Raw genomic sequence first — 14,907 nt, 5'->3', positions numbered from 1 at the left:
CTACCGTTGCTCCCGCACGAACCGATTGCGCAGCGTGCCGATGCCGGTGATATCGATCTCCACGACATCGCCGTGCTTGATGTCCGGCGAGGCACCGTCGGTGCCCATCCAGATCACATCGCCCGGCCATAGCGTAAAGTACTTGGTCAGCTCGACCAGGAACGGCACCACGCCGAAGATCATGTCGTTGGTGTAGAAGCGGTTGGTCTCCTTGCCGTTGACGCGGACGACGGTCTCCATCCTGGCGAGATTCGCCTCGGTCTCGATCCACGGGCCCATCGGCTTGAACGTGTCGGCGTTCTTCGAGCGCCACAGGCTGCGATCCGCCTTCTGCCAGCTGCGCTCGCTGACGTCGTTGCCGATGGTGTAGCCGAACACGCAATCCATCGCGTTCTGCTTGGTGAGGTGTTTGACCTTCTTGCCGATGACGACGACGAGCTCGCCCTCGTAGTGGATCTTGTCCGTCGCGAAAGAGGGGATCACGACCTCCTCGTCGTGTGCGATCAGCGCGTTCTGCGCGCGATAGCCGATCTCGGGCCTGTCAGGCACGGCCGGCACCTCGCCGCGCTTGTCGGCGGCCTCCTTCAGGTGCTTCAAATAGTTCAGGCCGACGCAATAGAAGGTGCGCGGGATCAGCGGCAGCTCGATCTTCACCTCGCCAAGCGGAAGCGTGCGCGAGGTGCGCTGCCATTCGCCGAAGGGATCGCCGTCGATTGCGATGACCCGGTCGCCTTCAACGATCCCCCAGGAGGTCTTGTCCGAGGCGGTGAATTTCAGCCAGCGCATGTCGGATCCTCCAGTTATTCCGCAGCATCGCGCGGCTGCACCTTCCAGGCGCCGGCGGCAGGCCGCCTCAAGCCGAGATTTTCCCGCAGCGTCTTGCCGCGATAGTCCTTCTGGAACAAGCCGCGCCGCTGCAATTCCGGCACGATATGGCGCACGAAATCGGCGTAGGAGCCGGGCACATAGGTGGCCGCGATGACGAAGCCGTCGCAGCCGCGCTCGACGAACATCTCTTCGAGCTTGTCCGCGATCTCCTTGGGGCCGCCGACCATCGCGTCCTGCACCTGGCCGCGGCCGGAGAAAGTGACGAAATCGCGCGCGCTCGGATTGCTCTTGCCTGAATTCTTCAGCACGCCGTCGCGGATGCCCAGAATGCCCTGCATGCTCTTCAGCTCTTCCGTGGTCAGCGGCGCGTCGAGGTCCTTGGAGGCGAAATCGTAATTGAGCGCTTCGGCGAGCAGCGACAGCGCGTCGATCTGCAGCGGCAGCTTGCTGATCAGTGCCATCTTGTCTTCGGCTTCGGCCTTGGTCGCGCCGCAGACCGGCGTCGTCAGGTTGCAGAGGAACATCTGGTCGGGATCGCGGCCGGCTTTGGCCGCCTCGTTGCGGACGGCCGCATAACCCTCCTTGGCCGCGGCGAGGTTGCGCGCGGCGGTGAAGATCACCTCGCCCCAGCGGCCGGCAAAGCGCTGGCCGCGGCCGGATGCGCCGGCCTGGATGATGACGGGATGGCCCTGCTGCGAACGCGGCACGGTGAAGGGGCCACGCGACTTGAAGGCCGCTCCCTTGTGATCGAGCCGCTTCACCTTGACCGGATCGGCAAAGCGGCCGCTTGTCTTGTCCATGATGAGCGCGCCGTCCTCCCAGGTGTCCCAGTGCCCGAGCACGACCTCCATGAACTCGTCGGCGCGGTCGTAGCGGGAATCATGTTCGGGATGGGAGTCGCGGCCCATGTTGAGCGCCTCGCCGTCGTTGAGCGAGGTGACGACGTTCCAGCCCGCGCGCCCGCCGGACATCAAGTCGAGCGTCGCGAAGCGGCGCGCGACGTCGAACGGCTCGTAATAGGTGGTCGAGCAGGTCGCGCCAAGGCCGAGCTTGTCGGTGACCATGCCCATCGTGGTCAGCACGATCAGCGGGTCCATCTTCACGCAGCGGATGCCGTATTCGACGGTATGGGCGTGGTCGTTGCCGTAGCGGTCCGGCATCGCCAGGCGATCGTCGAAGAAGGCCATGTGAAACTTGCCGGCTTCGAGGATCCTGGCGATCTCCTGATAGTAATCCGCCGACATCGAATCGTCGCGCGAGTCCGGATGCCGCCAGGAGCTCGGCAAATTGGTGCAGTTTTGCGCCTGGAGGAAGCCGACCAGTACCATCTGCCGCGTCATGCTGCTGTTCTCCGAATTGCGTCAGGCCAGATCGAGCACCGTGTCGAGCCGGTATTCCCGCGCCAGCGCGCGCAGCTTGTCCCAGGTGGCATCCTCGACCTCAATGCCGTCACGCAGCCGCTGTTGCTCGCGCACGCCCTCGATCTCGCCGGGATAGTAGACGCCCGTGCTGCCCTCGGAGGGCGGGGTCGATTTCAGATAGCGCGCGAATTCGGCGACCTCGCGCTTGAACTCCATCAGCGGGCGGAACGCGGCGACGTTGAACACCGCCATGAAGCAGCCGTCATTGTGCCGCCCCGTCGGCTCGACGCCGAAGCCGAGACCGGTGAGCAGGCCGCACAGCACCTCGACCATGGCGGCAAGCCCGCTGCCCTTGTAGCCCTCGGTGCCGCCGAGCGGCAGCAGCGCGCCGCCCTTGCGATACTGGGTCGGGTCGGTGGTGTGCCGTCCCTCGGCATCGATGATCCATCCCGTCGGGATCTTCTCGCCGCGGGCCACAGCGAGCTGGATCTTGCCGGCGGCGACCGCCGAGGTCGCCATGTCCAGGTAGAACGGCGCATCGAGATCGGACGGCACCGCGATCGAGATCGGGTTGGTGCCGAGCCGCGCCTCCTTGCCGCCGAGCGGCGCCACGTGCTTCGGCGAGCGGCCGGAGTCCGCCGTTGCAATCCCGATCATGCCTTCGCGCATCGCCATCAGCGGATAAGCGGCGAGGCGGCCGACATGGCTCTGCCGGAACACGGTGCAGGCGGCGACGTTCGCCCTCTTCGCCTTCGCGATCGTCAGCGCCATTGCCTCGGCGTTGACGTGGAAACCAAATCCCCAATGGCCGTCGATTACGGTCGTGGTCGGCGATTCCTGCACGATGGTCCATGTCGCGCCGGGAACGATGTGCCCGGCCTTGATGCGGTCGATATAGGTGGGAACCGCGATCACACCGTGGGAGTCGTGGCCGGCGAGATTGGCGTTGACGCAGCCGGTCGCGACCGCATCGGCCTCTTCCTGGGAAGCTCCCGCCGCCTGGAGCAGGGCGGCGCTGATGCGCGTGAGGCGGTCGGCCCTGACGATCGGCATGGCGTTTCCCCGGTCATCGCCCTTATCATGATAGCTGGCGGGCGCTTGTTGGGGACCATCGTCTCAAAGCGCAGGACCGATATCAATCTCCCGTAAACCAATACAGGGCTGCAAATTCGTAAAGAGAGCGCGCCTTTGGTCGAAGATTCGTTCCGGCCGGCGGTATTCTCGACAGTTTGGCGGGGGTCATTCGCAGCTCGTTCACTCTGATCGACGGTTTGCGGCACGCAATAACGACCACTTAGGCGATGGCCGTTCATAAAGTACCCGGGAAAATTAGGCAGAAATGCCCGGGAGCTGAGATCGTGCCGACGACACTCGCGCGCACTTTTGCGGCGTTGAGCGCCATAAACGAAGCGATCCTCTACGCGAAATCGCCGGACGAGCTGTACCAGAAGGTCTGCGACGCCGGGTTTTCGAGCGGGGACTTTTTGGCCGTGGCCGTGTTCCTGGTGGGACCGGACGGCCGGCGGCTTCGCTTTGCGGCCGGCTGCGGCGACGATATCCAGCGGCTGCGCTCGATCGAGATCACCACGGACGCCGGCACGCCGGAAGGATCGGGCGTCGGCGGCGAGGCGTTTCGCGATCAGAGGCTGTGCGTCAGCAACGATTATCTGAACGACCCGCGCTCGCTGGCGTGGCGCGAGGGCGCCGCCAAGGCCCACATTGGCGCTGCCGCGGCGTTGCCGCTGCTCTGCAACGGCAAGAGCGTCGGCGTGCTGTACGTGACCCGCAGCGAAGCCGGCTCGCTGAACGAGCAGATGGTGTCGCTGTTCGAGCGCATGTCGGCCAACATCTCCTATGCCCTCGACAATTTCGCGCGTGAGACGGCGCGGCAGACCAGCGAGCGGGCGACGCGGCGGCTCAACCGCATGTTCGGCGCCATCAGCGCCACCAACGAGGCCATTCTCCGCGCCAAGACCGAGCAGGAGCTCTACCAGCTCGTGTGCGACGCCTCCGTGCATGGCGGCAAGTCGCTTGCGACCATCGTCCTGCTCCGCGAACCGGGTTCGCACTGGATGAAGCCGGTCGCATCTACGGGACAGAATCTGGAGCTGGTCACCCAGGCGCGCTATTCGATCGATCCGGAGAATCCCTACGGCAAGGGCATCTCCGGCGAGGTGTTCCGGACGCAGAAGGCCGTCATCGAGGAAGATCTCGCCAGCCGCACCCGGGGAACCCCGTGGGAGCAGGCCAACGTCAACACCGGTGTCGCCGCCTGCGTGGTCGCGCCGCTGATCAAGCACGGCGAAAGCGTCGGCGTGCTGTTGTCCTTCGTCAGCAGGTCGTGGGCCAAGGACGAGGAAGTCGTCGCGCTGCTCCTGCGCATGGCGGAGAACGTCTCGTTCGCGATCGAGAATTTTGACCGTGAGGCAGAGAAGGCCAGTATCGCCGCGGAAGAAGAGCGTCTCGCCCGCATGTATGCGGCGCTGAGCGCCACCAACGAGGCGATCCTGCGCGCGCGGACGCGGGCCGAGCTGTTCGACCTCGTCTGCGAGGCGACGGCGAAGGGCGCCAAGTTCACCTCGGTCACCATTGCGCTCGCCGACCATCGTGCCGAGCTGCTGCGCGTGGTCGCCAGCTATGGGCCGAACGCCGATCAGGTCCGCACCTTCAAGTTCTCCACCTCCGACCAGGTGCCGGAGGGACGCGGGCTGACCGGCACTGCGTTCCGCACGCGCCAGCCCTCGGTCAGCAACGACGTGTTCGCCGACGACCGCATTGCGCCGTGGCAGGCCAGCGCCCGCCGCACCGGCATCGCATCCTCCGCGGCGTTGCCGCTCCTGAATGGCGACCGGGTCGAGGGCGTGTTCCTGTTCAATTCTCCGGAGCGCGGTACCTTCACGCCCGAGTTCGTCGAGCTGTTGCGCAAGCTTCAGGCCAACGTCGCCTTCGCGCTGGAGAATTTCGATCGCGCCGATGAAAAGGCCAAGGCCGAAATCCAGCGCAATCGTCTGCGGGGCATGCTCGAGGCGCTGAGCGCGACCAACGAAGCCATCATGCGGGTGAAGACCCGCGCCGAATTGTTCGAGGTGGTCTGCGAAGCCGCGGTGCTCGGCGGCACCTTCTCCTCCGCGACCATCGCGCTGGTGGACGAAACCGGACATTACCTCGACATCGCCATGACCAAGGGTGAGAGCTGCTACCAGGTCAAGTCGTGGCGGTTCTCGACGTCGGCGGAAGATCCGGAAGGCCGGGGGTTGACCGGCACCGCCTTCCGCACGCGCATCCCTTGCGTCGCCAACGAGCTTCTCACCGACATCCGCACGGCGCATTGGCACCAGATCGCGCGCATCCAGGGCACGAGATCGGGGGCCTGCTTCCCGCTGCTCAGCAACGGCAGCAAGGCGGTCGGCGTGCTGCTGTTCCTTTCAGTCGACGAAGGCGCGTTCACGCCGGACCTGATCCAGCTCTTGGGGCGGCTTGCCGAGAACGTCTCGTTCGCGCTCGACAATTTCGATCGGGCCGAGGAAAAGGCCCGCACCGAGGCGCAGAAGGAGCGCCTGACGCGCATGTTCGCGGCGCTGAGCGCCACCAACGAGGCGATCATGCGGGCGAAGTCGCGCGCCGAGCTGTTCGACCTCGTCTGCCTCGCGGCGTCGAACGGCGCCAAGTTCACCTCGACGACAATCGCGCTGGCCAGGGCCGACAGCGACCAGCTCGAGATCGTGGCCGCGGCCGGGCCGTCCGCCGAAACCACGCGCAACATCCGCCTCTCCATCGACCCCGAGCGTCCCGAGGGGCGCGGAATGAGCGGCACGGCATTCCGCACACGCCAGCCCTGCATCAGCAACGACTATCTCAACGACGATCGCGTCCGTGTCTTCCATGCCGTCGTCCGCGACGACGGCGCACGGTCGGGCGCGGCGTTTCCGCTCATCGCGCACGACCAGGCCGTCGGCGTCATGATCTACATGTCGACCGAACCGGGCACCTTCACGTCCGAGTTCGTCGAGCTGTTGCAGCGTCTCGCCGACAACGTCTCCTTTGCGATGGAGAATTTCGATCGCACCGACGAGAAGAACCAGGCGGACGAGCGAATCGAATACCTCGCCTCGCATGACAGCCTGACCGACCTGCCGAACCGCGAGACCTTCAACGGGCTGCTGCGCGAGGCGATCGACGCCGCGCAGCGCCACGATCACCGTTTTGCGGTTCTGTTCATCGATCTCGACCGGTTCAAGGTCATCAACGATTCGCTGGGCCACGAGGCCGGCGATCTGCTCCTGCTCGAAGTGGCGAACCGGCTGCGCGGTGCGCTGCGGACAAGCGACGTGGTGGCGCGCCTCGGCGGCGACGAGTTCGTGGTGATCCTCGACCAGTGCGGCGAGATCGACGACGTGCAGCGGATTGCGACCGGGTTGCTCGCGGCGCTCGCCGAGCCCATGGAGCTGGCCGGCCACGAGTGCCACACCACGGCCTCGATCGGCATCGCGATGTATCCGGCCAACGGCTCCGACGCGCAGACGCTGACCAAGAACGCCGACATGGCGATGTATCTCGCCAAGGAGGACGGCAAGAACGGCTACCGCTTCTTCTCAAAGGAAGTGAAGACGCAGTCGATCGAGCGGCTGTCGCTCGAGAGCGCGCTGCGCCGGGCGCTGGAGCGCGAGCAGTTTTCGCTGAACTACCAGCCCAAGGTCGACATGGAGACCGGCCAGATCACCGGCGTGGAAGCGTTGCTGCGCTGGGCGCATCCCGATCTCGGCAACGTCTCGCCGGCACAGTTCATTCCGCTTGCGGAAGAAACCGGGCTGATCGTGCCGATCGGCCGCTGGGTGCTGAACGAGGCCTGCGCGCAGGCGATGGCTGGCAGCGCCGCGGCCTGTTGCCGCTGTCGATGGCGGTGAACCTGTCGCCGCGGCAGTTCGTCGACGAACATCTGTTGCAGGATGTCGACGAGGCGCTGGCGGCCTCCGGCATGTCGCCGGTGCTGCTCCAGTTGGAGGTCACCGAGAGCATGATGATGCGCAATGTCGGGCGCGCGCTCAAGGTGCTCGACGCCATCCAGAGCCGCGGCATCCGCCTCGCCATCGACGATTTCGGCACCGGCTATTCGTCGATGTCGCTGATGAAGCACTTCCCGATCGACACCATCAAGATCGACCGCTCCTTCGTGCGCGACCTGCCGCAGGATTCGGAGGACCAGGCGATCGCGCAGGCGATCATCAGCATGGGCAAGGCGCTCGGCATGACCGTCGTCGCCGAAGGCGTCGAGAACGTCGAGCAGGAGGCGTTCCTGCGCACCCATGGCTGCGACGAGATGCAGGGCTTCCTGATCTCGAAGCCGCTGCCGGCCCGGCAGATGGCCGAACTGCTGCGGCCGATGGTTCTGCCGATCGCGCCGCCGCTCCAGCCGGAGCCGGATCCTGTCGCCCGCGAAGCCGCCGCGTTACGGCTGAAACGCGCTGTCGTCTGACGGTTGCGGGTGCAATTCGCGGATCTCGTGATCCGTGGCCTCGGCCTTGCTCGGAAAATCCTGCGGCCCCGTCAGTGAGGTCTGCTCGACGAACAGCGCAAGTATCGTGCGCGCACCGTCGGCGAAGCTCGCGCCTTCGTTCAAGCCGAGCTCGGAGCACCATGCGCCGCTCATCGGCTCGTGGTCGTCGACCACCGCCATGGCAGGCCCCCACCACCAGGCAGGCGCAGGCGAGCGCTCGTCCCCGGGCACGACATGCCAGCGAACGAACTCATCCATCACGCGCTCGAACTCCAGGCGTGCAGCCTGATGCATGCGGTCGATACTCCCGGAATCCGCGCCCGATGACAGGCCGACGCGCGGATTTGATCGTGGCCTTGACGCTCGGAAAAAGCTGGCTCGCGCAAATTGGCCGAGCCATGCATGCCGACATCATCGTCGGCAATGCCTGAAATGCGGCCGTCAGCGATGCGCCGACGGCGGCAGCGAACGTCCATTCTAGCCGTTTGGAGGGACGGCAGGCAAGGTGCGGGTGTTACGGTTGCCTAACGCGACCTGAACGGATGTGCCTTCTGGTGCCAGGCCCAGGCGGTGCGGATGACCGTAGGCAGGTCAGAGTGACGCGGCACGAAGTTCAGAACTTTTCGCGCGGCGGACGGGTCGGCGACCAGATAGGTGGGATCGCCGGCGCGGCGCGGCTTGACGGTGTGCGGCACCTCGCGCCCGGTCTCCTGCCTGATGGCGTTGAGGATCTCGCGCACCGAAAAGCCGGAGCCGGTGCCGAGATTGAAGCTGCCGCCGGCATGTCCCTGTTCCAGCAGCTTCAGCGCCGCGACATGCGCGGCGGCGAGGTCGGTGACATGGATGTAGTCGCGGATCGCGGTGCCGTCGGGCGTGTCGTAGTCGTCGCCGAACACAGCGAAGTCGACATGGCCCTGCAGGGCCATCATGGCCCGCGGAATGAGATGGGTCTCGTTGTCGCGCAGTTCGCCGATGCCGCCGGCCGGATCGGCGCCGCTGGCGTTGAAATAGCGCAGGCAGAACGCGCCGAAGCCATAGGCCGCGCGATAGTCGGCGAGCATGCGCTCGATCATCCATTTCGAGGCGCCATAGGGATTGATCGGCGCGCAGGGAAAGTCTTCCGGCAGCTCCTTGGAATCGGCGTTGCCGTAGACGGCGCCGGTCGAGGAGAACACGATGCGATGGCAGCCGGCGTTGCGCATCGCCTGGAGCAGCGACAGCGTGCCCTGCACATTGTTGATGTAGTACTTCTGCGGATCGGTCATGGATTCGCCGACGAGGCTCGCCGCCGCGAAATGCATCACCGCCGTGACCTTGTGGTCGGCAAAGGCGCGCGCCAACGCTGCATCGTCGAGAAGGTCGCCGATCACCAGGGGGCCGGCGACGAAGCTGCGATGACCTGTCGAGAGATTGTCATAAACGACGGGCTGATAGCCGGCGGCAGACAGTGCGCGGCAGGCATGCGAGCCAATATAGCCCGCGCCCCCTGTGACGAGGACGGTCGGTCGGTCGGTCATATCGTCTTCTACTCTTCTCTCAGCGATTGGAAGGCCGTTTGCGGCTGAAGAGAAGATAGAGTGCGCGGGGGTTGGTGGTCAAATAGCGCCAGAACAGGCGGCGTGGCTCGAGCCAGGTGCGCCAGGCCCATTCGAGTCCGAATTTCTGCATCCATTGCGGCGCGCGGGACCGGCTGCCCGACAAAAAGTTGAAAAGGCCGCCCGATGTCTTGATAACGCCAACATTGGTCAGCAACGGCGTGTATTGCTCCACGAATGCCTGCTCGTTGGGCACGCCGAGCGCGACCCAGAGATAGTCCGGCGCGAGCGCGTTGATCTCCTCGACCTTCGCGCGCAGGGCCTCGCCGCGCAGATAGCCGTGCCTGTGCCCGACGATCTTGAGGTTCGGATACATCGTCCGGACGTTCTCGACCGCCGCGGCGTTCTCGGCCTCGCTGGCGCCGAACATGTAGAAGGTGCGGCCGACCGCTTCGGCTTTGCGCGCGACGACGTGGAACAGGTCCGTGGTCGCGACGCGCTCGGGCAGCGGGAACCAGGATTGCAGCTTCGAGGCCGCCACCAGCGGCTGGCCGTCGGCGTTGATCAGGTCGGCGCCGCGGAACAGGCGTTCGGTCTCCGGCTCGGTCGAGCAGCGTGCCAGCACCTCGCCATTGGCCGAGGTCAGGTGCAACGGACGGCCGATGCGATGACGCGGATCGGTCGCCTCGATCATGAAGTCGGCGGTCGCTTCCAGGTCGAGCGCGGCCATGCGAAGGCCGCCGACGGTGATCCGCGGCACGTCGGCGGTTGCGGCCCGGCCGTCCAGATTGACGCGGCGCTCAAGCATATTGTCTGCCTCGCTGGCGCGCCTGGGTTGCGGGCGCGAGTTCGTCGAGCACGACGCCGACGAGCTTGCGCTCGGCGCGGCCGAGCGTGCTCAGGATCTCTTCCAGGCTGTCGTTGATGTCGAGGCTGGTCGGCAGTACCGCAACCAGTGCGTCGGCATCGTCGAGCAGCTTGCGGCCGCCGGCCGGGAGCGGCATCGCGGGGCCGTCGAGGACCACGAGGTCATAGCCGCCGGCGGCGCGCGCCTGCGAAATCGCCTTGCGGATGGCCTCGGCCGCTTTGCCCGCGTCGCCTTCGGCGGCCGGCAGCACCGAAATGCCGTTCACCGTCTTGATCTCGCGCGCGGCCTTGCTGCCGATCGAGAGCCAGCCGAGCGCGCTCGGCTCGCTCTTGCCGGGACGGGTGACCTTGTTCGAGAGCGAGCGTGCCTGATGGTCGGCATCGATCATCAGGACGCGGGCACCGTCACGCGCGGCCGCGAGCGCGAAATTCAGCGCGGTCACGCTGCGCCCGGTGGTCTCGCTCGCACCAACGAGCGCGATCACCGGCATCGCCTTGCCGCCGGCACGCCGGGTGACCGCGGCGCGCATGTCGCGCCAGGCATTGAGCAGGCTCGTCAGGGGGAAGCCGGGGCGCAGCGTCGGCCAGCCCAGCCGTGTCAGGTCGACGCCGCCGCCGGTGGCGAGAATGGCACCCAGCGTGTGGATGACATCGGCCTCCTGCAGGCGCGCGATCAGCGGCTTTTCGATCAGGGGCCTTTCGACCATCGAGGGCTGCAGCGATGGCGCGGCAACTTCCGGCAGAGCCTGCGCGACTTCCGGAGTGCGCGATGCCTGCTGAGGCCGGGCAATCTCCGAAGTCCGCGTCGTCTCTGGCGCTCGGGGAGCTTGCGGCGCCGGTGTGCGTTCACGGCGGGCCGGCGTGGGGGCGCCGGCGAACAGGAGCTCGGCCGCGACGAACCAGCTCGAAGCCGCGAGCGCGCCGAAGATGAAGCCGATCATGGCGAACAGGCTCATCGCCGGCGGGAACGAGCGCCGCTGCGGCACGGTGGCTTCGCCGATGACGCGGGCCGCCGAGGTGTTCAGGGTCTCCTGCTCCTCGGTCTCGCGCGAGCGCTTGAGGAAGGACTGATAGACGTCGCGGCTGGCATCGGCCTCGCGCTCGAGCTCGCGCAGGCGCACGGCGGCCTGGCTGAGCTGCACGCTCTGCCGCTTCTGCGCCTCCAGCGCCCGGTTCAGAGAAGCTTCGTAGTCGCGGGCGCGCGTCAGATCGTTCTTGGCGGACTGCGCGAAGCGATCGATCTCCTCGTTGATGGTGCGCTTGAGATCCTCGACCTGTTTCTCGGTCTGGCGCAGCGCCGGATGGCGCGGGCCAAGCTCGCCGGCCTGCTCCGCGTACTTCTTGCGGGCGTCGGCATATTGCGCGCGCAGGTTCGCGATGGTTGGCGATTGCAGCGCCTCCGAATTCGCGCCGGCATCGGCAGCGGTGCGCCGGCTCGCCTCGATCTGGTCGAGCCGCGCCTGTGCGTCCATTGTCGCCGCGCGGGCCGCGGAAAGCCGCTGGTTGCTGGCGGAGAGCTGCTGGTCGCTGATCAGCGCGTCCTGGGTGCCGACGAAATTGTTCTGGGCCTTGTAGGTGGCGAGCGCGGTCTCGGCACTGCGCAACCGCTCGCGAAGCTCCTTGAGGCGGCCGGAGAGATCGTTGGTGGCGCGTCGCGCGGCCGAAGCCTGCGAGTTGCGGGATTCGGCGAGGTAGGCGCTGGTCAGCGTGTTGGCGAGCATCGCCGCTTTGGCCGGATCGGTCGACCAGACCTCGATGTCGACGATGAAGCTCTTCTCGGTCTTGCGGACCGTGATGTGCCGGTTCAGCGCGTCGAGCGCCGCGAGCTGCACTTCCTTGGTTTCCGCGGCGGACGGCGCGCGGGGCTGAAGGCCGATCAGGCCGAGCAGCGACGACATCAGGCTCCTGGCATCACCGCCGCCGAATTCGGGGTCCTTGTCGAGGCCGGCCTGCTGGATCACCTGGAGCAGCACGCTGTTCGAGGTGATCAGGCGGGCCTGGCTCTCCACCACCATGGCCATGCCGGAGACGTCCTGGGCACGCGGCGTGAGCTCGCGATCGACCAGCTGAAGCTCGCGCGGGTCGACATAGAGCTGGGCGGTGGCGGTGTAGCGGGGCGTCACGCTCTTGCCCACGGTGACGGCAAGCGTCGCACCGAGGAGTGCGGCAGCGGCAATCGCGATCTTCCGCCGCCAGAGCAGATTGACGAGCTCCAGCACGTTGAAGCCGGTTTGAGGCCGTTGTCGCGGGGCCTCCGGTCCGGCCCGATCTATCGGCTGGTTGTAGTCAAGCATAGTCCCCAGCTTTCATTCCAACGACCGCGGGCTGAGGGGTTACTCTTCGCTTTACGCCACGCACCCGGGATATAGGTGCCCAATCAACGCAACAGGGAAAATTAACCATACTCATTGAGGGACTATTCACCGAAATGGCAAACAAAGCGTTTAAGCGCACGCCGCGCCTCGGCGCGTCACTGTGACACTCGCGATGCCGGGGTCCCCAAGGGATTAACGGTTCGTTACCGCGCGCAGCAAGACCGCCAGGCTTCGCTCGTCCTGCGATGGACCGCGCCCGCGCCATGATTGTCAGCTCTTCCGCAGGATGACGTGATAATCGCCGCGGCGAACGTCGGTGCCGCGCGGGAGCACGGCGTTCAGCATTGCGGCGCCGGCATCGACCAGAGCTGCGAACAGCGGCTTGCGCCGGCGCATCTCGGGATAGCGCGGACTCTCGACCTCACGGCGATAGGTCATCTCGAGGCCATTGGCGGCCGCAAACGCTTCGAGCCGCGGCAACGTCACCAGCGGATGAAAGAAGGTCGGGAACGGTGGTTCGCCGGGCAGGCCGGCATCCCTAATGCCGCGGATGTGCCGGTAGAACCAGACGTGGAACCAGTGCGGCGAGTACTTGGTGACGACGCCGGACAGCGAGCGCGGATTGGGCGCGCCGATCAGGATCATCCCGCCGCGCTTGAGTGCGTCGCGAAAATTGAGGAGCGCAGCGTCGACGTTGGGCAGATGCTCGATCACGTTGTAGCAGATCACGAGATCGAAGGTCTCGCGGCCGAAGCGGTAGGTCTGCACGTCGCCGAGGATGGCTTCGTCCGCGTAGGTGTTGTTGCGGACCTGGTCCTCGTCGATGTCGACGACGGTGACCTGGCTGCGGCTCAGCAATTCCGGCGGCAGAACGCTGCACGAGCCGCCGCCGGCTTCATAGATGGCGAGCCGGCCCTGCGGCAGTTCGCGGCGCAGTACGTCGTGGACGGCGAGCAGGCTGTCGCGGGCTTCGCCGGGGACCAGATCGTGCAGCGCCTGGGCTTGCGCGGTGGCCGCGGGGATCTGGATCGCCGTAGCTGTCGCGAAATCGATCGTGGCTGGCTTGTTCATATTTTCTGACCGCGCTTGTTCGACTCAAATTTACAGGAAAAGTCTCGCATGCCCGAAGAGCAAATCTGGTGCCGCGACGCTTCACCGGTCGCGGTGCTTACGGTCGGGTTAATGCGCATGGCCGTTAACTACAGCATTGTCCCTGTCGCACCGTCGGCGGCCGATGGACTGCGACTTGCAGTACCACGCGCGCATGGATTGGCAGGGAAAACACGCGAAAGCGGTTAAGCGCATGGCGGCAGGTCTGCATTGTCGAGAGATCCGCGGAATGGTGCCGTTTCGCGCCTCGGTCCGGCCGTTCACTTTGGTACGCATCTGTCCCACGGCACTGTGTCCTCGCGGGACGTCACCGGCTCATGCGATTGACGCAGGGCTTTTTCAACATATCTCGGGCATCTAGAACGCCATGACGCTGATCCCGACAGACCTGTCCGCCAGCCGGCTCTCGGATGCCGTGCACGATCCCAACCGGGAGATCGCGGCGAGCTCTCGCGTCATCGACCTGTCGGTCGGCATTGTCGTCTGCATTCCCTGCTTCCGCCGCCCGCAGCATCTGCGGCTGACGCTGGAATCGCTCGCGAGCCAGCGAACCCCGCGTTCCTTCGCCGTCGTCATGGTGGAGAACGATGCCGCGCGGCGCGAGAGCGCGCCGGTTGCCGCGGAGTATCTCGCCGACGGCCGGCTCCAGGGCATCTGCCTTGTCGAGCAGCGGCAGGGTAACTGTCAGGCGATCAACGCTGCGTTCGAGACGGCGCAGGCGCTGTTTCCCGCAGCGACCCGCTTCCTGATGATCGACGACGACGAGATCGCCTCGCCCGACTGGCTCGAGCTGATGGTTCGCACCGCAGAGGCGACCGGCGCCGACGTGGTCGGCGGGCCGGTGCTGCCTGACTTCGACGACGACAGCCAGCCCTGGCTTTCGCGTCATCCCGCCTTCCGCCCTGCCTACGACTACAGCGGCGCGGTGCCGCTGATCTATGGCTGCGGCAATTGTCTGATCACGCGTGCGGCGTTCGATCGGCTCGGCAGTCCGGCTTTCGATCTGCGCTTCAACTTCCTCGGCGGCGGCGACTGCGACTTCTTCGTGCGTTGCCGCGATGCCGGCATGACGTTCCACTGGACGACAGAGGCGGTCATCACCGAGACCGTGCCACAAAGCCGCACCAGCCTCGGCTGGATCGCAAAGCGCGGTCTGCGTATCGGCGCGATCAACTACCGTGTGCAGCACAAGGCTGCGCAGGGCGCAGCGGCGCGAGTGCGGGTGTTTGCGCAGATGCTCGGCCGGCTGCCGCTGTCTTTACTACGCGCGGCCCGCCTGCTGGCGACGTCGAAAGCCGTCGTCGCGATGCATCCCGTGATGGTCGCGCTCGGCTCGTTGCTGGCAGCGCTCGGTATCGAGCCGAAGCCCTACGAGGCCTCGAAGATCGTGTCCTGAC

9 protein-coding genes and 1 pseudogene are annotated in these 14,907 nt (G+C 66.0%); 2 read left to right on the top strand and 8 right to left on the bottom strand.

Annotated elements, in window-relative coordinates:
• The 3 genes from ACFLEY_RS38705 to ACFLEY_RS38695 are packed head-to-tail and all read right to left on the bottom strand — an operon-like array spanning position 1 to position 3,242.
• On the bottom strand, positions 1-786 hold the full coding sequence (locus tag ACFLEY_RS38705) for a fumarylacetoacetate hydrolase family protein (RefSeq protein ID WP_060909021.1): 786 nt from the start codon (positions 784-786) through the stop codon (positions 1-3).
• 14 nt (positions 787-800) lie between these two features.
• Complete coding sequence (locus ACFLEY_RS38700) at positions 801-2,168, bottom strand: LLM class flavin-dependent oxidoreductase (protein ID WP_060909020.1); 1,368 nt, start codon at positions 2,166-2,168, stop codon at positions 801-803.
• Positions 2,169-2,189: 21 nt separating this feature from the next.
• Positions 2,190-3,242 carry an Ldh family oxidoreductase gene (locus ACFLEY_RS38695; RefSeq protein WP_060909019.1) on the bottom strand — a complete coding sequence of 351 codons (1,053 nt, stop codon included), beginning with the start codon at positions 3,240-3,242 and terminating at the stop codon, positions 2,190-2,192.
• Positions 3,243-3,547: 305 nt separating this feature from the next.
• On the opposite strand from ACFLEY_RS38695, the pseudogene ACFLEY_RS38690 reads away from it, so the two are divergent.
• A pseudogene (locus tag ACFLEY_RS38690) lies at positions 3,548-7,662 on the top strand (GAF domain-containing protein).
• Here the strand turns inward: ACFLEY_RS38690 and ACFLEY_RS38685 are convergent.
• The 5 genes from ACFLEY_RS38685 to ACFLEY_RS38665 all read right to left on the bottom strand — a co-directional run bounded on the left by ACFLEY_RS38685 (position 7,636) and on the right by ACFLEY_RS38665 (position 13,471).
• Entirely contained in the window at positions 7,636-7,977 is a 342-nt protein-coding gene (locus ACFLEY_RS38685; protein WP_211433798.1) for a hypothetical protein, read from the bottom strand. The pseudogene ACFLEY_RS38690 and the gene ACFLEY_RS38685 overlap by 27 nt on opposite strands.
• A 230-nt stretch (positions 7,978-8,207) precedes the next feature.
• Positions 8,208-9,200: a UDP-glucose 4-epimerase GalE gene (gene galE / locus ACFLEY_RS38680; RefSeq protein WP_011090307.1), complete on the bottom strand. Its 993-nt coding sequence runs from the start codon at positions 9,198-9,200 to the stop codon at positions 8,208-8,210.
• 19 nt (positions 9,201-9,219) lie between these two features.
• Positions 9,220-10,026 (bottom strand): WecB/TagA/CpsF family glycosyltransferase, encoded by an 807-nt coding sequence (locus tag ACFLEY_RS38675; protein ID WP_060909016.1) that lies wholly within the window; start codon positions 10,024-10,026, stop codon positions 9,220-9,222.
• Positions 10,019-12,379 (bottom strand): exopolysaccharide transport family protein, encoded by a 2,361-nt coding sequence (locus ACFLEY_RS38670; RefSeq protein ID WP_060909015.1) that lies wholly within the window; start codon positions 12,377-12,379, stop codon positions 10,019-10,021. The genes ACFLEY_RS38675 and ACFLEY_RS38670 overlap by 8 nt, the downstream gene beginning before the upstream one ends.
• 291 nt (positions 12,380-12,670) lie before the next feature.
• Positions 12,671-13,471, bottom strand: a complete 801-nt coding sequence (locus tag ACFLEY_RS38665; protein WP_028173923.1) for a bifunctional 2-polyprenyl-6-hydroxyphenol methylase/3-demethylubiquinol 3-O-methyltransferase UbiG — start codon at positions 13,469-13,471, stop codon at positions 12,671-12,673.
• A 406-nt stretch (positions 13,472-13,877) separates the two neighbouring features.
• Between ACFLEY_RS38665 and ACFLEY_RS38660 the strand changes: the two genes are divergently transcribed.
• Positions 13,878-14,906: a glycosyltransferase family 2 protein gene (locus ACFLEY_RS38660; RefSeq protein ID WP_060909014.1), complete on the top strand. Its 1,029-nt coding sequence runs from the start codon at positions 13,878-13,880 to the stop codon at positions 14,904-14,906.
• The last annotated feature ends 1 nt before the right edge of the window (position 14,907 follow it).

This window comes from Bradyrhizobium sp. YCK136, from assembly GCF_044570075.1.
Taxonomy (GTDB): domain Bacteria; phylum Pseudomonadota; class Alphaproteobacteria; order Rhizobiales; family Xanthobacteraceae; genus Bradyrhizobium; species Bradyrhizobium diazoefficiens.
This window is presented reverse-complemented; position numbering and strand designations above follow the sequence as displayed.